Here is a 22,667-nt window from a genome sequence, read left to right as displayed (position 1 = left end):
CACGTCCAAACGATAGAGATTTATTCGTCCACCACTTGCAAGATCAGCTTGCCAAAGTTCTTGCCTTCAAACAGCATCATTAAGGTATCAGGGAAGGTTTCTATACCCTTGACGATATCTTCACGCGTCTGGAACTTGCCTTCAGTCATCCATTTACTCATTTCAGCTACTGCTTCGCCATAGCGTGCGGCGTAGTCAAATACGACTATGCCTTCCATGCGGGCACGGTTAACCAGCAGCGACAAATAGTTGGCCGGGCCTTTGACTGGCGTGGTGTTGTTGTACTGGGAGATTGCGCCGCAAATGATGATGCGTGCTTTCAGATTGATACGGGTCAGCACCATATCGAGAATATCACCACCGACATTATCAAAATAAATATCTACGCCATTCGGGCAGTGTTCTTTCAAGCCATCTTTGACTGAGCCGGATTTGTAATCGATGCAGGCATCAAAGCCCAGTTCATTGACCACAAAATCACATTTATCCTTACCGCCGGCAATACCAACAACACGACAGCCTTTTTGTTTGGCCACCTGACCCACAGTCTGGCCAACCGCACCTGCAGCACCGGATACCACGACAGTTTCACCTGCTTTGGGCTGACCAACATCTAGCAGGCCGAAGTAAGCTGTCATGCCCGGCATGCCAAGCGCATTCATGAATTTTGGCAAAGGGGCCAGTTTAGGGCTGACTTTGTAAAAGCCAGCCGTTTTATCATCAGCCGCACCTACCCAGTATTGCTGTACACCAGTGCCACCAGAGACATAATCACCAACCGCAAATTTGGACGATTTGGAGGCAATCACCTTGCCTATGCCACCTGCGCGCATGACTTCATTGATGGCAACCGGGCGGATATAGGATTTACCTTCATTCATCCAGCCACGCATGGCCGGGTCCAGCGAGATGTAAATGGTTTGTACGACGATTTCACCATCTGTGATATCGCGTACTTCTTCCGTCGTAAAGTTCCAGTCGCTATGCCTGGGGTTGCCGACTGGGCGGGCGGCGAGGCGGTATTGTTGATTGCTGAGTGTGCTCATATTGTCTCCTTGATGTTGGTGCGGACTGTGTCCGAATGTATCTGCACGCGTCTGTTTCAAAAAAGGGTCGTCAGAAGAATGACTATACACGAATTAGAACGATCGTGCTTTTTGTTGTGATTATTTAATTGGATACGAGTGTTATGAATTATGTGGCCGATCATGCGACAATAGACGGTTAATCTCTAAGCTTTATTATCAAATCAACGAATTTAATTTGTCTTTGGCCATGGAATGCAGTAAACCCTGGCCCATACACTGAAATCATGAGCATACGACCAGAATATATCCTGACTTTATCCTGTCCCGATCAGCGCGGCATTGTGCATAGCGTATCGGGCTTCTTGGCCAACCATGGCTGTAATATTATCGATTCTGCCCAGTTTGGCGATGCACAATCTGCAACTTTCTTCATGCGTGTGCATTTTGTGGTGGAAGATTCCAGTGTTAGCGATAGTGCCTTGCGTGAAGAATTCACCGCATTGGGTGCAAATCTGCAAATGAACTGGCAATTGCATGATGCTCACCACAAGCCACGCGTGATGTTGATGGTGTCCAAGATAGGTCATTGCCTTAATGATTTGCTGTTCCGTTACAAGAGTGGTTTATTGCCCGTGGAAATCAAGGCCATAGTCTCGAATCACACGGACTTTTATCAACTGGCAGCCAGCTATAACATCCCTTTTCACCATCTGCCTTTGGCTGCGGGTGCGCCAGCAGAAGCCAAGCGTGTGCAAGAACAAAAGGTATTGGATATTGTTGCTGGCAATGATATCGAGCTGGTGGTGCTGGCACGTTATATGCAAATCTTGTCACCGGAAATGTGTGATGCCCTGAAAGGGAAGGCGATTAATATTCATCATTCCTTCCTGCCCAGTTTCAAGGGCGCCAAGCCTTACTACCAGGCGCATGAACGTGGCGTCAAACTGATAGGTGCAACCGCGCACTTTGTAACAGGTGACCTGGATGAAGGCCCCATTATTGAACAGGATGTGGAGCGCGTTGATCACTCCATGGAACCGGAAACCCTGACTGCCATAGGCCGCGATGTGGAATGTGTGGTGCTGGCTCGTGCCGTCAAATGCTTTGTTGAACATCGCATTTTGTTGAATGGTCATAAAACGGTGGTGTTTAAATAATGGCACTCAAATCCATCATCTATAAAGCCGACCTGAATATTTCGGACATGGACCGTGGCTATTATGCCGACCATAGCCTGACTATCGCCCGGCACCCATCCGAAACTGATGAGCGCATGATGATACGCGTGCTGGCTTTCGCCATTCATGCGGCTGAACGTCTTGAATTTGGTAAAGGTATTTCAGATACTGAAGAACCTGATATCTGGCTTAAAGATTACACCGACGCCATACAACTATGGATAGAAGTTGGCCAGCCAGACGACAGGCGCTTGCTGAAGGCTTGTGGCCGTTCTGAGCAAGTCATCGTCTACAGCTTTGCCAGTGCCAGCGATATCTGGTGGAAGGCAATGAACAGCCGTCTTGATCGCGCCAAGAATTTGCGCGTCATGAATGTGCCTTCAGCACAAAGCCAGGCACTGGAAAAACTTGCGCAACGCAATATGCAATTGCAATGCACGATACAGGATGGTCAAATCTGGATGTCAGCCGGAGATGCCTCCGTACAAATCGATCTGGAAGTATTAAAAGAGTTTGCCTGAATGCGTTTGTCTGCCTGTATAGCTAGCCGCGACAATAATCTGAATTTGTTGCGCATAGTCGCGGCACTGGCCGTATTGATCGGCCATAGCTTTGCCTTGCTGGTTCAGCCCGAGCCTTGGGGTGCACTGACCGGTATGACGCCAGGTTCGGTCGCAGTCGATGTATTTTTTATCGTCAGCGGCATGCTGGTGACTGCCAGTCTGATGAGCAGGCAAAGCGTGATCGATTATGTTTGCGCGCGGGTATTACGCATTTTTCCGGCACTGATATGCATGTTGTTGCTGACGGTATTTGTGCTGGGACCTTGCTTCACTAGCTTGTCCCTGTATGACTATTTTTCAACTGCAAAGACATGGCAATATCTGCTCAAGTGCGGCAGTTTGTTATTTGGTATGGCCTATAAATTGCCCGGTGTCTTTGCGCATAATCCCTATCCAGATGCAGTCAATGGTTCACTCTGGACTATGCCAAATGAGATCAAGATGTATTTGCTCTTGTTGGTGTTTTGGTGTGGCTTGGCATTGTGGCAGAAAAAGCGCTTGCAGATTTTAAAGTATCTGTTACCCGCGCTGACTTTGCTGGCAGCAGGCTTTGTGTTTGTGCGACATTTTTATTTGCATGATGATAGCCAGTTCACCCGTTTGCTCTTCATGTTCTTTTCGGGTGCCAGCCTGTTTGTGTTGAAAGAAAAGTTGGTGCTGGCAAGAGGTTTTCTCTACCCCTTGCTGGCCTTGGTATTGCTGACAGCCTTCATCGATAAATCTGTCTTCTTCGCCATCTATACCCTGGCGATTGCTTATTTGGTGGTTTGCTTTGCCTATTTGCCCGCAGGATGGATAAGGCGTTACAACGCTTTGGGCGACTATTCTTACGGGGTCTATATCTATGCCTTTCCGGTGCAGCAGGCAATTGCTGCTTTGTTTCCTGGTATCGCGGTGTGGAGTATGGTGCTGCTCTCGGCTTTTGTGACGATATCGCTGGCAATATTCTCCTGGCACAAGATAGAAAAACCAGCCCTCGCTCTGAAATCTGTGGCAGTCATGCGCTTACAGGCTTATTTGCCGCGACTGCTGCCAAGGCGCGCGCCAGAATTCAATGCGGTGGTGACTTGCACACATTGCGGTGCTGCTACATCCTGTGTCTGCCGCTCATGAGTTACGCTCAACTTCGGCCCGCAACTTCTGCCCACTGCAAAGGTGGTGGAAGCATACCAGCACTGAATTCCAGGTGCAAAACCCGGCGTTGAGTGGCGAGTCTTGCCTTGTCGGACGCATGGAGTAATAAGGGCTTCATCAATAAGATATCACCCGCGCGCATGACACAGGTCTCATGCCTGGATGTCTGGCTGATACGCTGGATTTGAGCCTCACTAAGCTTGCCTGCATTGTGGCTACCGGCGATGACTTTCAGGGCTGCATTATCAACACCGGCATCATCAAGGGCGATGCGGCATGTCAGCATGGCTTCCAGTATTGCTGCCGGCGGCTCAACATGATGAACATTTTTCTTGTAAGTCCATTTGCTATAAGCCGCAAGCTCGGCTTTTTGGTCGACGCAAATCGTCATATCCTGATGCCAGGGCACCAGCCAATTATGATCAGCATTTTTATTGAAAAAGATACTGCGTACCGGCTGTGCTTGCGCCATATCTACGGCGCTCAATAGTGCCTGCAATTTGCCCCAGTTTAATGCATGGTGTATCGCCGGGTAACTGTGCAGGACCTGGCGCACGCCATATTGGTCAGCGATGGGCTGGCAAGCTTGTTGTAATTGCGTGAGTTCAGATTGCTCAAGAAAATTGGGTAAAATAACAAAACCCTGGCTTGCCAGGGTTACTGCGATATTTTGAGCTAGGTGATTCATTAAGCCTGCAAGATTTTTTTCAGCCACAGGCTGATGTCATCGACCTCTTCAGGGCAGACAGAATGCGGCATCATGTATTCATGCCATTCCACCTGATAGCCCAGTTCTTTCAGCAGATCGCGTGATTGCTCGGCACGCTGTATCTGGATGACGTTGTCGCCACGGCCATGGGCCTGGAAGATGGGGGTATCTTGGTTTGCCGCATGGCGTTCTTCTGTAATCACGTCACGCAAGGGTACATAGCCAGACAGGCACAGCAAGCCTGCCAGTTTTTCGTGATAGCGCAGGCCAGTTTGCAAAGTCATGGCGCAGCCTTGTGAGAAGCCTGCCAGGATGATACGCTCAGACGGGATGCCTCGCGCATTTTCGCGGGCGATCAATTGTTCTATGCGTTTTTGTGACAGGCGCAAGCCAGCCTCATCTTCACGCTTGGCGATGTCTGCACCAAGAATGTCATACCAGGAACGCATGACATAGCCGCCGTTGATCGTCACGGGCATGGTCGGTGCATTCGGGAAGACGAAGCGTATGCCAGGATTGCCACGCAAATCCAGTTCTCTGACGATGGGGACAAAATCATTCGCATCGGCACCCAGGCCATGCATCCAGATGATGGCAACAGTGGGATTCGGTGCGCTTTCCAGTTCTACGGTTTCTAAAATATCTTGTGTCATGATGATTTTCGGGGAGATGAAAAATAAGCCGCCAGTTTGGCCGACAGCAAAAGCAGGGCACAGGGCAACCAGACGGTCAGTAATTCAGATTGTATTACACGCCAGCCACGCTCTGTCAGAAAGCGGTTCACGCCTATCGGTGATACCTGAATAAATTGCCAGGGGAAGAAATAACGTTCTTCCGTCAGGGGCCAGAAAAATTCCACACCTTGACCACCTGTAGTCAGTGCATCCAGCAAACCATGCGAGATGATGGCAAAAGCAATAAACAGCCAGCAAACCAGTATAGAACTACGCAAGCGCGCATGAAAAATGCTGGCAAGACTGGCAACCAGAATGGCAAACACGATGGAGTGACTAAAGCCGCGGTGACCAAATGCAGATTCGTAAGCAATGCCAAGCTTGAAGGCAATCACGTCCAGGTCAGGCAAGATTGCCGCCAGCATGCCGGTGACGACGAGAGGCCAGGGCAGGCGTTTTTGCCCCAATATCAGGCCTAAAGTCAGCGGTATTACAGGATGTGTCAGTATGGTTGCCATCGTTGTCGATGTTTGCCGTTCAGGCAGATGGAGTCTTGGCGCGTATGGCGTTTTTAGGGCGAAAAGCCTTGCAGATGCTGTCATCCGTCTCTATGTACGGGCCACCTATCAAGTCTATGCAATAAGGTACTGCTGCAAAAATACCGGCTACGACTTGCTTGCCTTCGGCATCCTTCAAGCCTTCCAGGGTTTCCTTGATGGATTTGGGCTGGCCTGGCAGGTTCAAAATCAATGCAGCATGGTCTGGTGTTTCGCGTATCACTGCCACCTGACGTGACAGTATGGCTGTTGGCACAAATTGCAGGCTAATCTGGCGCATTTGCTCGCCAAAACCTGGCATTTCCTTGGTGGCGACTGCGAGTGTTGCTTCGGGCGTGACATCGCGCCTGGAAGGGCCGGTGCCACCAGTGGTAATGACGAGATGACATTGCTCTTCATCTACCAGGGCAATCAAAGCCTGTTCTATGGAGTAGCGTTCATCCGGGATCAGGCGTGTCACCATTTCCCATGGGCTGGAGAGAGCTTTGCCAAACCATTCCTGCAAGGCGGGCAAGCCCTGGTCCTGATAAATGCCAGCAGAGGCGCGGTCTGATATCGATACCAGACCTATCTTGAGTTTTTGGCCATCAGTGCTGGTCATTTGCTCAGACTCACTTGTCATCGAACTCATCGTCTTCTTCATCCAGATCTGCATCATCCGCGTCGTCAGCGTTGGCAGCAGCTTTGGATTTTTGCAAATCTTTCAAAATCTGGAAGATTTCACGATAAGCTTTAGGCGGCTTGTTTTCAGCCTGCTCTTTGCGGGCATTGCGTATCATGGTGCGCAATTGCTGTACGTCGAGCTGTGGATGTTCTGCCATCAATTCTGTCAGCGCATTATCGTCTGCCAGCAATTTGTCGCGGCGGCGTTCCAGTGCGTGCATGGCGGCAGTTTCAGACTTGGAAGCACCTTTCCAGCTGTCTATGGTTTTCTGGATTAGGGCAATTTCTTCCTCATCCAGGGTACGCATTTTTTTGCCTACATATTGCATCTGGCGACGGCGGCCCTCATGATCCTTGATTTGCTGGCAAATCAGGATGGCTTCGCGCACATCTTCTGGCATGGGTACACGTTTGACACGTTCACGCGCCTGTTCGACCAATTCCTGCCCCAATTTCTGCAAGGCGGTCATTTCACGCTTCAGTTGGGATTTTGATGGACGGTCGTATTCTGGTTCGAACTCACTGGACTGATAGCCGCATGAGCCGCGATTTGGATTTGGCATAATTCTGCGCCTTTACTATTAACTTAATGAAACGGCTGCTATGATACCCTTTTTAGCTTAGGATTACCTAAAATCAAGCCTGGATTACACGCATTTAGATGTGAATCAAGGTAAATAGTTAGGATATTTCCCTTTGGCCATTTTGCCTTTTTGTATCGACATACATAGACCCCACTCATGAGCAAACCAGTTTTTACCCATAGCCAGGACCAGTTAAAGCAAATCGCGCAGGATATGTTGCGTTTCGCCCGCGAAAAAGGGGCATCGGATGCGGCCGTTGAGATCAGTGAAGGTGGTGGCCTGTCCATCAGCGTACGCAAGGGCAAAGTCGAGACCATAGAGCAAAATCGCGACAAGGGCATAGGCATTACGGTGTATATAGGTCAACGCCGTGGCAATGCCAGTACCTCGGATTTTTCTGAGCAAGCCCTGCGTGACTCAGTTGATGCAGCCTACAATATTGCCCGTTTTACAGCGGAAGATGACTGCGCTGGTCTGCCAGAAGCTGATTTGCTGGAAATGGCACCGCGTGATCTCAAGCTGTGTTATCCATGGCTGGTCACTGCAGAAGAAGCCATAGAACTGGCAAAACGCACAGAGGCAGCCGCTTTTGCTGTTGACAAGCGCATCACCAATAGCGAAGGTGCCAGCGTACATGCCCAGCAGTCGCATTTTGTGGCTGCCAATTCCTGTGGTTTCATGGGTGGCTACCCGATTTCCCGCCATACCATCTCGGTAGCACCTATTGCTGGCAAGGGTGCAAAAATGCAAAGAGACGATTGGTATTCTTCTCAACGCAGTGCTAAAAAACTGGCAAATCCAGAAGCCATAGGTCGTTATGCTGCCGAGCGTGCCTTGGCCAAGCTGAATGCGCGCCAGCTGGATACCCGTAAGTGCCCGGTCTTGTTTGAAGCACCACTGGCTGCCGGTTTGCTGGGTGCACTGGTACAGGCAACCTCTGGTGGTGCCTTGTACCGCAAATCGACTTTCCTGCTTGATTCGCTGGGCACACAGATTTTCCCATCCCATATACAGGTGGTAGAAGACCCGCATGTTATCGGCGCTGTCGGTTCTTCACCATTCGATGATGAGGGTGTAAAAACCCAAAAGCGCAATGTCGTCACTGATGGTGTCTTGCAAGGCTATTTCCTGTCCACTTATTCCGCCCGCAAACTGGGCATGCAGACGACGGGCAATGCCGGTGGTTCGCACAATCTGTCATTGACGTCCAGCTTGACCAAACGCGCCGACAATTTTGTGGGCATGCTCAAAAAAATGGGCACGGGCTTGCTGGTGACTGAGCTGATGGGGCAGGGTGTCAATTATGTGACGGGTGATTACTCACGCGGTGCATCTGGCTACTGGGTAGAGAATGGCGTGATTCAATACGCTGTGGAAGAAATCACCATTGCTGGCAATATGCGTGAGATGTTCCAGCAAATTGTCGCTATTGGTAATGATAGCCTGGTGCGTGGCACCAAAGAAACCGGTTCCATCCTGATAGAAAGTATGACGATTGCCGGTAGCTAATCTGTACTGAAGATTGTTGCCTTAGCAATGAGCTTAGCAAGGAGTCGACAAAAAAAGACCATCTATATGATGGTCTTTTTCTTATGCCCCCAGGTAAGCTTCTATCACCTTGGGATTGCTGAGCAGGTTGGCACCTGTGTCGCTGAGAACGATATTGCCGTTTTCCAGCACATAGCCATGTTTGGCAATTTTCAACGCCTGCCTGACGTTTTGCTCCACCAGCAGGATGCTGAGGCCAGTCGCATTGATTTCTTTGAGGATGCGGAAAATCTCCTGTACCACCAGCGGTGCCAGCCCCATGGAAGGTTCATCCAGCAGCAGCACTTTTGGTTTCGCCATCAAAGCACGGCCTATGGCAAGCATTTGCTGTTCACCGCCGGACAAATTGCCAGCCAGGCCAGTCGCACGGTTTTTCAACACGGGGAAGAGGGTATATACCCATTCCATGTCCTGTCCTATCTGTGTCTGGTCCTTGCGGGTATAGGCACCGAGCTCCAGATTTTCCCTGACCGTGAGTGTAGTTAGTATGGCACGGCCCTCGGCTACCTGCACCACACCTTTTTGTACGATATGGTGGGGTGATGTCTGGCTGATTTCTTCCTCTTCCAAAAAGATCTTGCCAGCCGCTGATTTCAGCAAGCCAGAAATCGCCAGCAGGGTCGTGCTTTTCCCCGCACCATTGGCGCCGACAAGCGCGGTGATTTCACCCGCATTGATGGCCAGGCTGATACCTTTGACGGCGGCGATATGGCCATACCTGACGTGCAGGTCCTGGACGCGCAAAATCTGGCTCATTCTGCATCCTCCTTGCCGAGGTAAGCTTCAATCACATCCGGGTTATTGCGCACTTCTTCAGGTGTGCCTTCTGCAATGATTTTGCCAAAATTGAGTACGGCTATGCGGTCGCATAATTCCATCACAAAGCGCATGTCGTGTTCTATCATGAAAATCGAAAAACCGCGGTTACGTATATTGACGATTTCTGCCATCAGTTCAGTTTTTTCTGCCGGGTTCATGCCTGCCACTGGTTCATCCAGCAACAGCAGTTTGGGCTGTGTGGCAAGGGCGCGGGCAAATTCCAGTTTGCGTTGCTCACCATACGACAGATTGTCTGCCAGCATATGCGCTTTATGGTCCAGCCTGACCCATGACAGTAATTCATGCGCACGTTCTTTGGCTTTTCTTTCTGCGTCTTTATAAGCCCCCAGATTGAACAGCATGCTGGCCACGCCATAGTCGAGATGATCATGCATACCTACCACGACGTTTTCCAGCAGGCTCATTTCCTTGAAAATACGGATGTTCTGGAATGTGCGGGCAACGCCCAGTTGCGTGATCTTGTGGCTGGCGACCGTAGTCAGGTCATGCTTATTGAAGCGCAACTCGCCACTGCTGGGGCGCAACAGGCCGGTAATCAGGTTGACGATGGTGGTTTTCCCGGCACCATTAGGGCCAATCAAACCATAGATACTGCCCTCCGGCATGGTGAAGCTGACATCCTGCAATACCCGCAGGCCGCCAAAATTTTTACTGACAGAGCGTAATTCCAGCATTTAGCTAACCTTTCCGGAGCTTGACGATGTTAACTTTTTGCGAAAGTTTCTGATTCTTGCCGGGTCCCAGATACCTTTGGGTAAATACAGGATGACCAGTATCAAGATCAGGCCGTTGGCTGCCAGACGAAAGTCTTTAAGGGAGTGCATGAACTCCGGCAACAGAGTCAGACTGCTGCTGCCTATCAGCGGGCCTATCAGATTGCTGGTGCCACCAAACACGGCCATCGTCAATATATCCACTGCATTTTCAAATGCATAGTTACCTGGCCCTATCGTGAAGGTATAGTGCGCATTCAAACCACCGGCAATGCCTGCGATAGAGGCGCCCATGACAAAGGCCAGCAATTTGTAGCCACCGACATTCACACCCATGAGGCGGGCGGCAATCTCATCTTCCTTGATCGCTTCAAACGCACGGCCTGTCTTGGAACGTCGCATCCTGGCAAGGATGAACAGGATGGCTGCCAGCAAGAGCACGATATGCCACCACTCGGTTTTTTGTGGAATACCATTCAGGCCCATGGGGCCGCCGGTAATTTCCATATTCAAGACGATGACACGTACCACTTCACCAAAGCCCAGTGTTGCCATGGCCAGGTAAACGCCAGACAGACGCAGCGTAGGTATACCTATGATCAGCGCAACAATCGCTGGCATGATGGCACCCGCCAGCAGGGCCAGCGGAAAGGGCAATGCCGTCTGCATGCTGATCATGGAAGCGGTATACGCACCTATGCCCATGAATGCCGCATTGGCCAGTGACAGCAAGCCGCAAGACAAGGTCAGGTAAATCGAAAGAGCCAGCATGGCATTGATGCCTATGCCAAAAATGACTGTGCTATAAATAGCCCAAAAACCATCCCACCATTCAAGCATATTCTTAAGCCTTTCTTTCCAGTACTCTGCCGAACATGCCGGAAGGGCGTACCAGCAAGATAATAAACAGCAAGCCAAAAGCCACCGCATCGCGGAAATCGCTGGATATATAAGCAACGCTCATCACTTCAGCAAAACCCAGGAACAAGCCACCTATCATGGCACCGCGTATGTCGCCCATGCCACCCAGGATAATCACGGCTATGCCCTTATGCAGCATGGGTTGCCCCATGAAAGGGGAGATGGCATTGAATGACAGGCCCACCAGTACACCGGCCGCACCGCCTAACGCGGCCGCGGCGAACGAAGTCAGGAAAAACAGGCCCTCGACATTGATGCCGAGCAGATAAGCAGCCTTGGGAGATTCTGCAATCGCCCGCAAGGCACGACCAATTTGCGTGCGGCGCATGACTTGCAGCAACACCAGCATGAGGACAAAGGCAATCACAACAATCGCCAGTTGCACCGCCGTCAGGTGCAAATTGCCAAGGCTGAAGCTTTCTTCAGGTATGGTGCCAAACGGGAAGCGCTTGTTTTCTGCACCAAAAATCCCCTGGGATATATTGGTAATCATGATGGCCACGCCTATGGTGGCTATCATCGGTGCCAGATGCGGCGCATTGCGCTTGCGCAAGGGGCGCAAGACCAGGAAATCGACGACCACGCCCAGCAATCCGCAAGCCAGCATGGACAGCAACATCGCCATCCATAAAGACATCTGGAAAGAGCTGACCAGCAACAAGGCCATGTAACTGCCCAGCATGAAGATGGCGCCGTGCGATAAATTGATGACGCCAAGGACGCCGAACACCAGTGTGAACCCTAAGGCAAAAAGCGCATACACGCTGCCCAGAGTCAGGGCGTTAATAAGTTGTTGTGCCAGCATGAGTATCCAGATGATTAGGATTGCTTAGGATTACTTGGCTCACAGGTGCTGACGCAACAGGCCATCAGCACATGTGATTGAAATCAATTCATCCCGGAATGAAATTCATGATACGCCTGTCCCCGGTTTTTTTGCCAGAGGCAGGCTATGCACTTATTTCAGCAAGACAAATTTGCCACCTTTGGCAATATTGACGATGGCATCCTGCTGCGCATCATAGCCAGCTTCCTTGCCATCCTTGGCAGCGGCGCGGCGGAATGCGAATTTGCCGGTTGCGCCTTCAATTTTCACAGCAGGCAAGGCATCGCGCAATGCCAGGCGATCTTTGTCCAGGCTGCCAGTGATGCTGACCTTTTTGAGTGCTTCGGCGACGATGTGCATGGCATCAAATGCCTGTGCCGCAAACTGGTCAGGGTCGGCACCAAATTTTGCCTTGTAGTCAGCCATGAAGCTCTTGTTGGCAGCAGACTGGTTTTCAGCAGACCATGGGCTGCCCATCAGCGTGTTATCGGCAGCGTCTTTGGCGATTTCAAACAATTTTGGTGAGTTGAAGCCATTGCCGCCGACGAATGGCTGCTTCATGCCCAGGGAGCGGGTTTGCAGGATGATATTCGCTGCTTCTTCTGCCAGGCATGAGCAAACGATAGCGTCTGGATTGGAGGCCTTGATCTTGGTCAGTTGTGCCTTGAAATCTACGTCGCCCTTGGCGTAGGTTTCTGTATCCGTGACGGGAATTTTTTGTTCAGCCAGCGCACTTTTGAAAACATCGTAACCGCTTTTTGTGAAAGCATCATCGTTGCCATACAGGATGGCGACTTTCTTGATATTAAATTGCTTGACTGCTGCGCGCGTGGTGACTGGCAATACGTCAGCTTCCATGACGGAATTGCGGAAGGTGAATGGCCCCATATTGGTGATGCCATCAGCAGTGTTGCTGGTGCCAAATACCACCGTTTTGGTGGCATTGGCGATAGGGTCAGCGGCAAAGGCTGAGTTCGACAGGGTGGGGCCGAAGATCATCAATACTTTTTCCTGGAACAACAATTTCTTGAAGACATTGATGGCTTCTTCTTTTTTGCCCTGTTCATCTTCAGCGACCAATTGTATTTTGTTGCCGTTCACACCACCCTTGGCATTAATCTGCTCGGCCGCCAAGGTGAAACCGTTTTTGATGGCGACGCCATATTTGGCCGCAGGGCCAGTAAGCGCTTCAGCAACACCAATTTTGATATCGGCAGCCTGGTTCAATGTGGAATAAGCCAATAGGGTGGCAGCGGCTAACAATTTAAGACGGTAGGACATTGTGTTCTCCTGAAAAATACATTATGGCTTTTGTGGCCCGCAACATGGATCAGAGATGTGTCTGAGTTGTGTTCATTGCTGTAAAAAGCAGGCTGCAAAATTTATTAGATATTTATTGTCACGGAGGATTGTATGGGCTGGCAACCTCAGCAGCAATAAAACGCCATGCTGCGATGCAATATTGATTACTTAAGTAGTACTACTTAAGTCTGTGATTTTCAGGTTTGGGAATGTCGTGCTGACCAATGGAAAACATGCCAGCACCTGCTATTGCAAGTGGTCTGGCATGATGTGGTAAACAGGCGAAGACTGTTGTTTGCGGTGTTATTGCAGCTGTTTGCGCAAGCGGGCAATTGCTGCTTTAACCTGGTTTGGCGCTGTGCCACCTATATGGTCGCGGGCGGCAACTGAGCCTTCCAGTGTCAGGACATGGAACACGTCTTCATTGATGAGGCTGGAAAAAGCACGTAATTCTTCCAGTGACATATCACTGAGGTCGCAAGCCTTGTCGACGCAAGTGCGCACTGCCAGTGCCACAGCTTCATGGGCATCGCGGAAAGGCAGGCCTTTCTTGACCAGGTAATCTGCCAGGTCGGTGGCGGTGGCATAGCCTTGCAGGGCAGCTGCGCGCATGGCTTCTGGCTTGACGGTGATGCCGCCTGCCATGTCGGCAAAGATGCGTAGTGTGTCGATGACGGTATCTACTGTATCAAACAGCGGTTCCTTATCTTCCTGATTGTCCTTGTTATAAGCCAGTGGCTGGCCTTTCATCAGGGTCAGCAGGGCAATCAGGTGACCATTGACACGGCCAGTCTTGCCGCGTGCCAGTTCCGGCACATCAGGATTTTTCTTTTGCGGCATGATGGAAGAGCCTGTGCAAAAGCGGTCAGCGATGTCGATAAAGCCTATGCGCGGGCTCATCCAGATCACCAGTTCTTCTGACATACGCGAGATATGTGTCATTACCAGTGCCGCGGCAGCACAGAATTCGATGGCGAAATCGCGGTCAGACACCGCGTCCAGCGAGTTGTAGCAAACCTCGTCAAAGCCCAAAGTCCTGGCAACGCGTTCGCGGTCGATAGGGAAGGTGGTGCCAGCCAGTGCGGCAGCTCCCAGCGGCAGGCGGTTAACGCGTTTGCGGCAATCCTGCATGCGCTCTGCATCGCGGCCAAACATTTCTACATAGGCAAGAATGTGATGACCAAAAGTGATGGGCTGGGCCACTTGCATGTGGGTAAAGCCGGGCAGGATGGTGTCGGCATTTTTTTCTGCCAGATCCAGCAGGGCCAGGCGGAAGTCTTGCAGCAGGCCCAGAATATTGTCGATGGCGCTGCGCATGTACAGGCGTATGTCGGTGGCAACCTGGTCATTGCGTGAACGACCAGTATGTAGACGCTTGCCAGCATCGCCAACCAGTTCAGTCAGGCGTTTTTCTATATTTAGGTGCACATCTTCCAGGTCCAGCAGCCATTCAAACTTGCCGTTGTCGATTTCAGACTTGATTTGTGTCATGCCACGTTGTATGTCGGCATAATCCTGGGCTGTGATAATGTTTTGTGCCTGCAGCATCTCGGCATGAGCCAGGGAGCCTTGAATATCAAAGGCAGCCATGCGATTGTCGAAGAAAACCGAGGCAGTGTAGCGTTTGACCAGATCAGAAACAGGTTCAGAGAAACGGGCAGACCATGCCTCGCTTTTTTTATTGAATTGTGATGTCATAGTGAATTGTTGCCAAATTGGCTGCATTTGCGAGAGAATTTCCTTGATTATCCCAGATTTCGAAGCCGCCTAGCGTGAATTGAACATCAAAGCTTTTAACCATAAAGATAGTGCAGGCATGAATAACGATAAAAAAGACGGCATTAGCGAACCATTGATACCAGATTGCTGCAATCTGGGCGTGTTTTCACGCATCCTGATCAGTGTCAATGCGCTGGGTTTGCTGGCCTTGTGGTCGCGTGGCGACGAATGGCGACTGGTCTTGCAGAATTTTTTGGAAAGCGCGATGGTGCTGGAAACCATATGCCTGTTATCGCTCATGCTCTTATGCAGCATGCGTCGGTTGGCCATGCGTTTTCCCATGTCGGCCTGGTTTCAGCGTTCATTATGTTGCATGTTACCAACGGTCATAGCCAGTTTGATTATGCTGTATTTACGCATGCAAGACTGGTTTCAGGCGGGCTTTCCCAGGCTTAATCCCTTTTTTGTGGTGGCCTCGGCTGGCATTCTGGGTTTGGTATGTCAGCAATATTTTGAGTTGCGTACACGGGCTTTTTCCCCTGCTCTGGGGGAAGCCAGACTACAAGCTTTGCAGGCGAGGATACGTCCGCATTTTTTATTCAATAGCCTCAATACTGCCTTGTCCCTGATACGCACCGAGCCGCGTCGGGCCGAAATGGTGCTTGAGGACCTGGCTGATTTATTCCGTGTCCTGATGCGTGACACCCGCAATGTTACCAGCTTGCAAGATGAAATACGTTTATGTGAGCAGTATCTGGCGATAGAAAAAATACGCTTGGGAGAGCGCTTGCAAGTGATCTGGGACAAGGAAAAAATTTCAGCCAGGGAGTTGGCTGAGATAGAAATTCCTTCATTGTTGTTGCAGCCTTTGCTGGAAAATGCGGTGCATTACGGTGTTGAGCCTTCGGTGCATGCGGCTACCATTACAGTGGAGTTAAAACGCCAGTTGGATAAGGTCGAAATTCGCATTTGCAACCCGTATCATGTACAAGCCAATATGGCTTCTGGTAATCAGATGGCTTTGGAAAATATACGTCAGCGACTAAGTTTGCTTTATGATATTGAAGCGTACATACAATATGGCGTAGTAGGCACCTCCTTTGAGGTTAAATTGCAGTTCCCGGCTAAAAGATGATGATACCAAGAATACTGATTGTTGATGATGAAGCTCCTGCAAGACTAAGACTGAAGACGCTGTTGTCTGATATCCAGGCTGAATGTCCTGTGACACTGATTGGCGAGGCAGAGAACGCCATGCGGGCACTGGAGCAAATCGCTAGCCTGCATCCGGATATTATCTTGTTGGACGTGCAGATGCCCGGGATGAACGGCATAGAGTTAGCGCAGCATCTTGCGCATCACCAGGCACATTTGGCCACTCCTGCGATTATTTTTGTCACGGCCTATGATGAATTTGCTGTCAAGGCTTTTGAAGTTCATGCACTGGATTATTTGATGAAGCCGGTCAGGGCCAGTCGCCTGGTGGATGCGGTGAACCGTGCCTGCGAAAAAGTGCGGCTGGAACAGCGCCTGCCTGAAACCATCGCTACAGATGCTTCCTGTGTCAGGCGCAAGCATTTCTCCGTGCTGGAGAGAGGGCGGATTTTGCTGGTGCCAGTGGTAGATGTGCTGTTTCTGAAGGCTGAGCAAAAATATGTGACTTTGCATACAGCGCAACGTGAGTATTTGCTGGAAGAGTCGTTGACCTCGATAGAGCTGGAGCTGGGAGATTTACTGGTCAGGGTGCATAGAAATGCCCTGGTTGCACGCGTTGCAATTCATGGTGTAGAAAGAGCGGTGCAAGTTGTGGATGCTGAGAGTAGCCAGGAAAAAGTATCTGAGTCCTGGCAAGTCATCGTCACAGGTTGTGCGGAACGTTTGCCTATTTCGCGCAGACAGTGGCCGGTCATCAAGGCATTGGTCAGGGTTTGAGGTGTTGCGGCTGGTTTAGCGCCAGACTGGCAGGCCGGTTAAATCAGTGTTTTCATCCTGTATCCAGGCAGGCAGGCCGGTGCGGTCAGTTGGCCCCAGGGTGTCGAGCAACTCTAGCTGTTCCTGTTTTTTACCGCGTTGACGTTGTGCGGGCTTGACTGGTTTTCTGATGTCGGGCAATAAAGATGCAGGTGCGCCGAAGCCAGGCAATTCCAGGGTGGCGTGATCTTTGTTGTCTTTCATCAGCGTATAGGTAGTTGGTAGTGGCGATGTTTGTACAAATGGCGACAATAATAATCTCTGGCAAGCACTTGCCAGAGAAGATAATTGTGCTCGGTAAATTTGTGCGAAAGCACCAGAACAAAAACTTTGGTTGCGGGGGCAGGATTTGAACCTACGACCTTCGGGTTATGAGCCCGACGAGCTGCCAGACTGCTCCACCCCGCGTCTGAAGGAGGCGAATTGTACATGGCCGACGCCATAGTTACAATCATTTATAAAAATATTTTTTCTCAAGCTTAAAATCCAGGGTTTCCAGACGAGTGTAATTTGCCATTCTTCACAATGCAAATGCAGAAAATAATGCCCTAGCCGCAATCCACAGAATAAATTGCATGCATAATGGAAGTACAGTATGGCCATGCAGCGACAGCGGGCAAGAGATCATTTTTCAGGAGCGAAAAAGCAGTTATGGAATTCGAAGTCATTGATACACAAATTTCACCAGAAGGCCGTATGGAAGTTTTGTCCAAGGCCGAGGTTGCTCAGTTGTTGGATAATAGTCATGGCGGCCTGTACCAGGTGTTTCGTAGTTGCGCATTGGCCGTCTTGAATTGCGGTAGTGGCCTTGACGACGGCAAGGAATTGCTGGAACGTTACAAGAGCTTTGACATCAGTATTATCCAGCGCGAGCGCGGTATCAAGCTCGATGTCAAGGGCGCACCTGCCAGTGCCTTTGTTGATGGCGTCATGATCAAGGGCATACAAGAGCATTTGTTTGCGGTCTTGCGCGACATCTTGTTTATCAAAGCGGCTATTGAAGATGACCGCAAATTTGATTTGAGCACTACTGAAGGTGTCAGTGATGCTGTATTCCACGTCATGCGCAATGCCAATTTGCTTAAGCCACAAGTCAATCCCAATATGGTGGTGTGCTGGGGTGGCCATTCCATTTCCAGTGATGAATACGATTACACCAAGCATGTAGGCTATCAACTGGGTTTGCGTGGCATGGATATCTGCACGGGTTGCGGCCCTGGTGCCATGAAAGGCCCGATGAAGGGGGCTACCATAGGTCATGCCAAGCAAAGGATTACCACGGGCCGCTACCTGGGTATTACTGAGCCAGGCATTATCGCGGCTGAAGCACCTAACCCCATCGTCAATGACCTGGTTATCTTGCCGGACATAGAAAAGCGCCTCGAAGCCTTTGTACGCATGGGCCATGCCGTGATCGTCTTCCCTGGTGGCGCTGGTACGGCGGAAGAGATTCTTTATCTGTTAGGCATCTTGCTACACCCAGATAACGCTGATCTGCCTTTCCCTCTGATTTTCACTGGACCAGAAAGCGCGGCTGATTATTTCCGTCAGATAGATCAGTTTATCGGCTTTACCCTGGGGCCAAAAGCGCAACAGAGTTATCAGATCATCGTCAATGACCCGGTCAGGGTGGCGCAGGAAGTACATGCAGGCATTAAAAAAGTGCGTGAATTCCGCAAAGCCAAGGGGGATGCCTATTATTTCAACTGGTTATTGAAGATAGATGCAGAATTTCAAAAACCTTTTGAGCCTACCCATGAAAACATGCGTAACCTGGCCTTGCACAAGAACCAGGAAACCCATTTGCTGGCGGCCAACTTGCGCCGTGCTTTTTCAGGCGTAGTTGCGGGTAATGTCAAAAACCAGGGTATACGTGCCATAGAGAAGCACGGACATTTTGAAATTCGTGGCGATAGTGAAATAATGGCATCAATGGATACTTTGCTGGCATCTTTTGTTGCACAAAACCGAATGAAATTACCTGGTAAGGCTTATACCCCTTGCTACCGTGTTATAAAGTAATTGTGTTGCAGTAAAACAGTAGGATAATAGTGCAATCCTGTTCCATCACTATGAGGAAAACAGACATGAGTTCCGTACAGCAAGAAGTCGATGAACGAACCAACCTGACTGCGTCCAACAAGTTTGAGTTACTGCTGTTCCGTTTAGGGGTGGATGGAAACAGTGACAGGTCAGAATTGTTTGGCATTAATGTCTTCAAGGTACGAGAGATTGTTGCCATGCCTACCATTACCGGTATGGCTGGCGCAATGCCTCATATGTTGGGGGTGGTGAATTTGCGTGGGCAGATTATTCCTGTCATTGATCTGCCTTCCGTGGTTGGTCTCAAGCCCAAGACTGGTTTGAATATCATGCTGGTCACTGAATATGCACGTACTACCCAGGGTTTTGCGGTCGAATCCGTGGAAGAAATCGTACGCCTGGACTGGAATCAGGTCTTATCGGCCGAAAGCAGTGCGGCAGGTGGTATGGTCACCAGTATTGCCCGTCTGGATGGTGATACTGAGAATACCCGACTGGCTCAGGTGCTCGATGTGGAGCAGATACTTCGCCAGATCACCCCTTCAGACACCAAGGATGTCGATCCTGAAACCATAGGTGCAAAACTCAAAATGCAAGCCGGGGCATCCATCCTGGCTGCAGACGATTCAGCCGTGGCCCGTGGCTTGATAGAGCAAGCCCTGACTGCTATGGGGGCGCAGTACATCATGACCAAGACAGGCAAGGAAGCCTGGGAAAAACTGCAATCACTGGCAGCTGCAGCGCAGGCTGAAGGCAAGGGCGTGCGCGACAAGGTGGCAATGGTGCTGACAGACCTGGAAATGCCTGAAATGGACGGTTTTACCCTGACGCGTAAAATCAAGCAGGATGACAGGTTTAAATTCTTGCCGGTAGTGATACATTCGTCTTTATCTGGTGCGACCAATGAAGACCATATCAAAACTGTAGGTGCGGATGCCTATGTCGCCAAATTTGTTGCTGAAGAACTGGCTGCGACTATACGTAGTGTATTGGCAAAATAAATTCTTGCTATAAAGTAGTTAAAAAGTAGTAAAAAGGGTGCAATTAATGAAATAATTGCACCCTTTTTGTATCTGAAATTGACTGGAGTTAACTCATGATTAGCCGTGATTAACGGGCTTGCGCTGGAACGCGTTGCCAACCCCCGGGGCAAGCTTTTATTGCCGGATAAAACCCGTCAGGTTGATGGCAGTAAAGCCAGTCTTTGCCTATTGTGTTTTGCTGGACGGGGTAGTTCTGATCGTCAATAATATTGCCTTCTATATAACCTTGCTGGTAAGTATCAACATAGACAGTATTGCTTGTACTTACCTGTGGGACGGTATAAGTCACGCTTGGTGCAATCACCAGACTGGGGTAGTAGCGCCAGGAGTAATCATATGGATAATAGCTGGCAGCATAGCCATATCTATTGCCATAGGAGAAGTAAAGTGGTGGGATGGACACACCTATGCTGACTCTGGAGTGAGTACGATACCCATGAGGTCGTGCAAATGCAGAAGTGCAGGACGTACTTAATGTGAACAGGCACAACATGAGGGCAAATATCTTGAATGGTTTCATATTAATTCGGCAACGGGTGCACTACTTGACAGGTATTTACCAGTTTAGGCCGAAATCTGGAAACTTATCAGGATAATTTCACTCTTTATCAATGGCAAAGCAGACACTGTTTACCCATTTGCTGATCAAAACCTATAGACCTGGTCTGACGCGCTCATAAAAAAGGGAAATGATGAAATTCATGATTAAAAAATGTGCAGCCTTGTGTGCTCTTGCCTTGATGGCGAACCTGCCTGTCTGTGCTGCCGAAGCGGCCGCGGCGGATGCTTCTGAGGCAGCCAAACCGACAATACGCGAACAATACACCAAATACGAATACCAAATTCCCATGCGTGATGGTACACGCTTGTTCACCGTTGTGTATGTTCCTAAGGATGGCAGCAAATCTTACCCTTTTCTGATGAGTCGCTCCCCTTATGGTAGTGGCGTCCATGATAGTGGGCAGTCGCACTATGGCGTGGATTTTTACCCTCAATACTTGGGGCCATCAAAGGAATTTGATCAAAGCGGCTATATTTTCGTCAAGCAGGATGTACGTGGCCGCTATATGTCTGAAGGTGTCTGGCAAGAAATGACGCCGCATGCCAAGGCAAACCGTTTGGCGGGCGAGGGCGTGGAAAGCCAGGACATGCACGACACTGTTGAATGGCTATTGAAAAACGTCAAAGGCAATAATGGCAAAGTAGGCATCTGGGGAATTTCTTACCCCGGCTTCTATACTTCGGCCAGTATCATAGATTCACATCCAGCGATCAAGGCAGCGTCGCCACAGGCGCCAGTGACTGATTTATTCATGGGCGACGACTCCTATCATGGCGGCGCCTTCATGCTGGCCGCCAATTTTGAATTTTTTTCCAATTTCACCTTGGAAAAAAATCCCACTACCTTGCCCAAGCGCTGGGAAGAGTTTGATTTTGGTACCTCGGATGGCTACCAATACTTTCTCAAGTATATGACTCTGAAGAATATCACGGCACAACTATCAGACAAGCAGCGCGAAGTGCTGATGCCGACGATAGAGCATAGTACTTATGATGATTTCTGGAAGAGCAGGAATATCGCTAACCACTTGAAAAACATCAAGGCGGCTGTGCTGACTGTAGGTGGCTGGTATGATGCCGAAGACCCGCAAGGCCCATTCACGACGTATCGCAGCATCAAAAACAATAATAAGGGTTATTACAATGGCCTGGTCATGGGACCATGGTCGCACGGAGGCTGGGCTGGGGCCGAGGGTAAGTCCCTGGGCAATGTCAGTTTCGATAGCAAGACCGGCGATTACTATCGCAAGAATATCGTTTTCCCTTTCTTTGAGCAGCACTTGAAAGGCGCGTCTGGCAAGACCTTGCCGGAAGTAACCGTGTTTGAAACCGGCACCAATGTCTGGCGTGAATACGCTAGCTGGCCGCCACAACAGGCGCAAAAACGTACCCTGTATTTTGGCAATGATGGCAGCCTGAGCTGGAAGGAGCCGCAGACAGAGTTCAATACTTTTGATGAATACGTCAGTGACCCCAAAAAGCCTGTGCCTTTTATTGCTTATATATCTACAGGTGTGCCGCGCGAGTATGTGGTATCTGACCAGCGCTTTGCTTCTACACGGCCAGATGTATTGGTCTACCAGACCGAAGCACTGGAAGAAGATGTGACTATCGTCGGGCCAGTCAATCCCAAATTATTTGTTTCCACTTCGGGCACGGACGCAGACTGGGTCGTCAAACTGATTGATGTATACCCATCGACTTATCCGGATAAACCGGCAGCGCATGAGCGTGGCACTGACGTACCGCCGCCTTCAGTGACCATGCCTGGTTATCAGCAACTGGTCAGGGGTGAGCCTTTGCGTGGCAAGTTCCGCAATAGCTTCGAAAAACCCGAACCCTTCGTGCCTGGCAAGGTGGCAGCTATCAGCTATAACATGCCGGATATCCAGCACACTTTCCGCCGTGGCCATCGCATCATGGTGCAAGTGCAAAGTAGCTGGTTCCCGCTGGTGGATTTGAACCCGCAAAAATTCATGGATATTCCCAAGGCCAATCCCGAAGACTTCCAGAAAGCCACACAAAGAGTGTATCGCTCACCTGGACAATATTCAGGCATAGCGGTACAGGTATTGCCACAATAAATTAAA

Annotated in this window: 23 protein-coding genes and 1 tRNA gene; 9 read left to right on the top strand and 15 right to left on the bottom strand. The window is 50.0% G+C overall.

What is annotated here, in order from left to right; all coding sequences use genetic code 11:
- Nucleotides 1–20: 20 nt before the first annotated feature.
- Entirely contained in the window at nt 21–1,046 is a 1,026-nt protein-coding gene (locus ACO0LC_RS14130) for an NADP-dependent oxidoreductase (RefSeq protein WP_423004086.1), read from the bottom strand.
- A gap of 266 nt (nt 1,047–1,312) precedes the next feature.
- Between ACO0LC_RS14130 and purU the strand changes: the two genes are divergently transcribed.
- The 3 genes from purU to ACO0LC_RS14115 are packed head-to-tail and all read left to right on the top strand — an operon-like array spanning nt 1,313 to nt 3,882.
- On the top strand, nt 1,313–2,185 hold the full coding sequence (gene purU, locus ACO0LC_RS14125) for a formyltetrahydrofolate deformylase (RefSeq protein ID WP_423004084.1): 873 nt from the start codon (nt 1,313–1,315) through the stop codon (nt 2,183–2,185).
- The gene (locus ACO0LC_RS14120; protein ID WP_162040944.1) at nt 2,185–2,727 is read left to right on the top strand and encodes a YaeQ family protein; all 543 of its coding nucleotides are present in this window, start codon (nt 2,185–2,187) and stop codon (nt 2,725–2,727) included. Before purU ends, ACO0LC_RS14120 begins: the two co-directional genes overlap by 1 nt.
- Nucleotides 2,728–3,882 (top strand): acyltransferase family protein, encoded by a 1,155-nt coding sequence (locus tag ACO0LC_RS14115; RefSeq protein ID WP_423004081.1) that lies wholly within the window; start codon nt 2,728–2,730, stop codon nt 3,880–3,882.
- Between the two features lie 7 nt (nt 3,883–3,889).
- On the opposite strand, the gene ACO0LC_RS14110 is transcribed toward ACO0LC_RS14115, so the two are convergent.
- Genes ACO0LC_RS14110 through yjgA form a run of 5 tightly spaced genes read right to left on the bottom strand, consistent with a single transcriptional unit; the run spans nt 3,890 to nt 7,069 of the window.
- The gene (locus ACO0LC_RS14110; RefSeq protein ID WP_423004079.1) at nt 3,890–4,591 is read right to left on the bottom strand and encodes a phytanoyl-CoA dioxygenase family protein; all 702 of its coding nucleotides are present in this window, start codon (nt 4,589–4,591) and stop codon (nt 3,890–3,892) included.
- Nucleotides 4,591–5,265, bottom strand: coding sequence for an alpha/beta hydrolase (locus ACO0LC_RS14105; RefSeq protein ID WP_423004077.1), 675 nt, complete (start codon nt 5,263–5,265; stop codon nt 4,591–4,593). The genes ACO0LC_RS14110 and ACO0LC_RS14105 overlap by 1 nt, the downstream gene beginning before the upstream one ends.
- Nucleotides 5,262–5,804 (bottom strand): metal-dependent hydrolase, encoded by a 543-nt coding sequence (locus ACO0LC_RS14100; RefSeq protein ID WP_423004075.1) that lies wholly within the window; start codon nt 5,802–5,804, stop codon nt 5,262–5,264. Before ACO0LC_RS14100 ends, ACO0LC_RS14105 begins: the two co-directional genes overlap by 4 nt.
- A 19-nt stretch (nt 5,805–5,823) precedes the next feature.
- Entirely contained in the window at nt 5,824–6,474 is a 651-nt protein-coding gene (gene mog, locus ACO0LC_RS14095) for a molybdopterin adenylyltransferase (protein WP_423004073.1), read from the bottom strand.
- Nucleotides 6,455–7,069 carry a ribosome biogenesis factor YjgA gene (gene yjgA, locus ACO0LC_RS14090; protein ID WP_423004071.1) on the bottom strand — a complete coding sequence of 205 codons (615 nt, stop codon included), beginning with the start codon at nt 7,067–7,069 and terminating at the stop codon, nt 6,455–6,457. Before yjgA ends, mog begins: the two co-directional genes overlap by 20 nt.
- Nucleotides 7,070–7,246: 177 nt before the next feature.
- Here yjgA and pmbA point away from each other — a divergent pair, with 177 nt between their 5' ends.
- Nucleotides 7,247–8,599, top strand: a complete 1,353-nt coding sequence (gene pmbA / locus ACO0LC_RS14085; RefSeq protein ID WP_423004069.1) for a metalloprotease PmbA — start codon at nt 7,247–7,249, stop codon at nt 8,597–8,599.
- An 81-nt stretch (nt 8,600–8,680) separates the two neighbouring features.
- Here the strand turns inward: pmbA and ACO0LC_RS14080 are convergent, their stop codons facing one another.
- The 6 genes from ACO0LC_RS14080 to argH form a co-directional block, all read right to left on the bottom strand.
- Nucleotides 8,681–9,394, bottom strand: a complete 714-nt coding sequence (locus tag ACO0LC_RS14080; protein WP_423004067.1) for an ABC transporter ATP-binding protein — start codon at nt 9,392–9,394, stop codon at nt 8,681–8,683.
- Entirely contained in the window at nt 9,391–10,152 is a 762-nt protein-coding gene (locus ACO0LC_RS14075; RefSeq protein ID WP_423004065.1) for an ABC transporter ATP-binding protein, read from the bottom strand. The genes ACO0LC_RS14080 and ACO0LC_RS14075 overlap by 4 nt, the downstream gene beginning before the upstream one ends.
- On the bottom strand, nt 10,153–11,031 hold the full coding sequence (locus tag ACO0LC_RS14070) for a branched-chain amino acid ABC transporter permease (RefSeq protein WP_162058603.1): 879 nt from the start codon (nt 11,029–11,031) through the stop codon (nt 10,153–10,155). It lies immediately after the preceding gene.
- 4 nt (nt 11,032–11,035) lie between these two features.
- Nucleotides 11,036–11,917, bottom strand: a complete 882-nt coding sequence (locus ACO0LC_RS14065) for a branched-chain amino acid ABC transporter permease (RefSeq protein WP_423004063.1) — start codon at nt 11,915–11,917, stop codon at nt 11,036–11,038.
- A gap of 153 nt (nt 11,918–12,070) precedes the next feature.
- Nucleotides 12,071–13,219, bottom strand: coding sequence for an ABC transporter substrate-binding protein (locus ACO0LC_RS14060; protein WP_423004061.1), 1,149 nt, complete (start codon nt 13,217–13,219; stop codon nt 12,071–12,073).
- A gap of 324 nt (nt 13,220–13,543) precedes the next feature.
- Nucleotides 13,544–14,938, bottom strand: a complete 1,395-nt coding sequence (gene argH, locus ACO0LC_RS14055) for an argininosuccinate lyase (RefSeq protein WP_423004059.1) — start codon at nt 14,936–14,938, stop codon at nt 13,544–13,546.
- Nucleotides 14,939–15,056: 118 nt separating this feature from the next.
- On the opposite strand from argH, the gene ACO0LC_RS14050 reads away from it, so the two are divergent.
- Both ACO0LC_RS14050 and ACO0LC_RS14045 read left to right on the top strand, forming a co-directional pair.
- A complete protein-coding gene (locus ACO0LC_RS14050; RefSeq protein ID WP_423004057.1) occupies nt 15,057–16,094 on the top strand; it encodes a sensor histidine kinase in 1,038 nt (345 codons plus the stop codon).
- Entirely contained in the window at nt 16,091–16,891 is an 801-nt protein-coding gene (locus ACO0LC_RS14045) for a LytR/AlgR family response regulator transcription factor (protein ID WP_423004055.1), read from the top strand. Before ACO0LC_RS14050 ends, ACO0LC_RS14045 begins: the two co-directional genes overlap by 4 nt.
- 15 nt (nt 16,892–16,906) lie before the next feature.
- Here the strand turns inward: ACO0LC_RS14045 and ACO0LC_RS14040 are convergent, their stop codons facing one another.
- Together ACO0LC_RS14040 and ACO0LC_RS14035 are read right to left on the bottom strand one after the other, a co-directional pair.
- Nucleotides 16,907–17,134, bottom strand: a complete 228-nt coding sequence (locus tag ACO0LC_RS14040) for a hypothetical protein (RefSeq protein WP_423004053.1) — start codon at nt 17,132–17,134, stop codon at nt 16,907–16,909.
- Between the two features lie 127 nt (nt 17,135–17,261).
- Nucleotides 17,262–17,338, bottom strand: a tRNA-Met gene (locus ACO0LC_RS14035).
- Between the two features lie 243 nt (nt 17,339–17,581).
- Here ACO0LC_RS14035 and ppnN point away from each other — a divergent pair.
- Together ppnN and ACO0LC_RS14025 are read left to right on the top strand one after the other, a co-directional pair.
- Nucleotides 17,582–18,952 (top strand): nucleotide 5'-monophosphate nucleosidase PpnN, encoded by a 1,371-nt coding sequence (gene ppnN, locus ACO0LC_RS14030; RefSeq protein ID WP_423004051.1) that lies wholly within the window; start codon nt 17,582–17,584, stop codon nt 18,950–18,952.
- A 65-nt stretch (nt 18,953–19,017) separates the two neighbouring features.
- Complete coding sequence (locus ACO0LC_RS14025; protein ID WP_423004049.1) at nt 19,018–19,974, top strand: chemotaxis protein; 957 nt, start codon at nt 19,018–19,020, stop codon at nt 19,972–19,974.
- A gap of 109 nt (nt 19,975–20,083) precedes the next feature.
- Here the strand turns inward: ACO0LC_RS14025 and ACO0LC_RS14020 are convergent, their stop codons facing one another.
- Nucleotides 20,084–20,536: a hypothetical protein gene (locus ACO0LC_RS14020; RefSeq protein WP_423004047.1), complete on the bottom strand. Its 453-nt coding sequence runs from the start codon at nt 20,534–20,536 to the stop codon at nt 20,084–20,086.
- A 172-nt stretch (nt 20,537–20,708) separates the two neighbouring features.
- On the opposite strand from ACO0LC_RS14020, the gene ACO0LC_RS14015 reads away from it, so the two are divergent.
- Nucleotides 20,709–22,661: a CocE/NonD family hydrolase gene (locus tag ACO0LC_RS14015; protein WP_423004045.1), complete on the top strand. Its 1,953-nt coding sequence runs from the start codon at nt 20,709–20,711 to the stop codon at nt 22,659–22,661.
- The last annotated feature ends 6 nt before the right edge of the window (nt 22,662–22,667 follow it).

This window comes from Undibacterium sp. JH2W, assembly GCF_049340425.1.
Lineage (GTDB): Bacteria > Pseudomonadota > Gammaproteobacteria > Burkholderiales > Burkholderiaceae_D > Undibacterium.
Note: the sequence above shows the minus strand (reverse complement) of the source record. Positions and strands in the feature narration are given on the sequence as shown.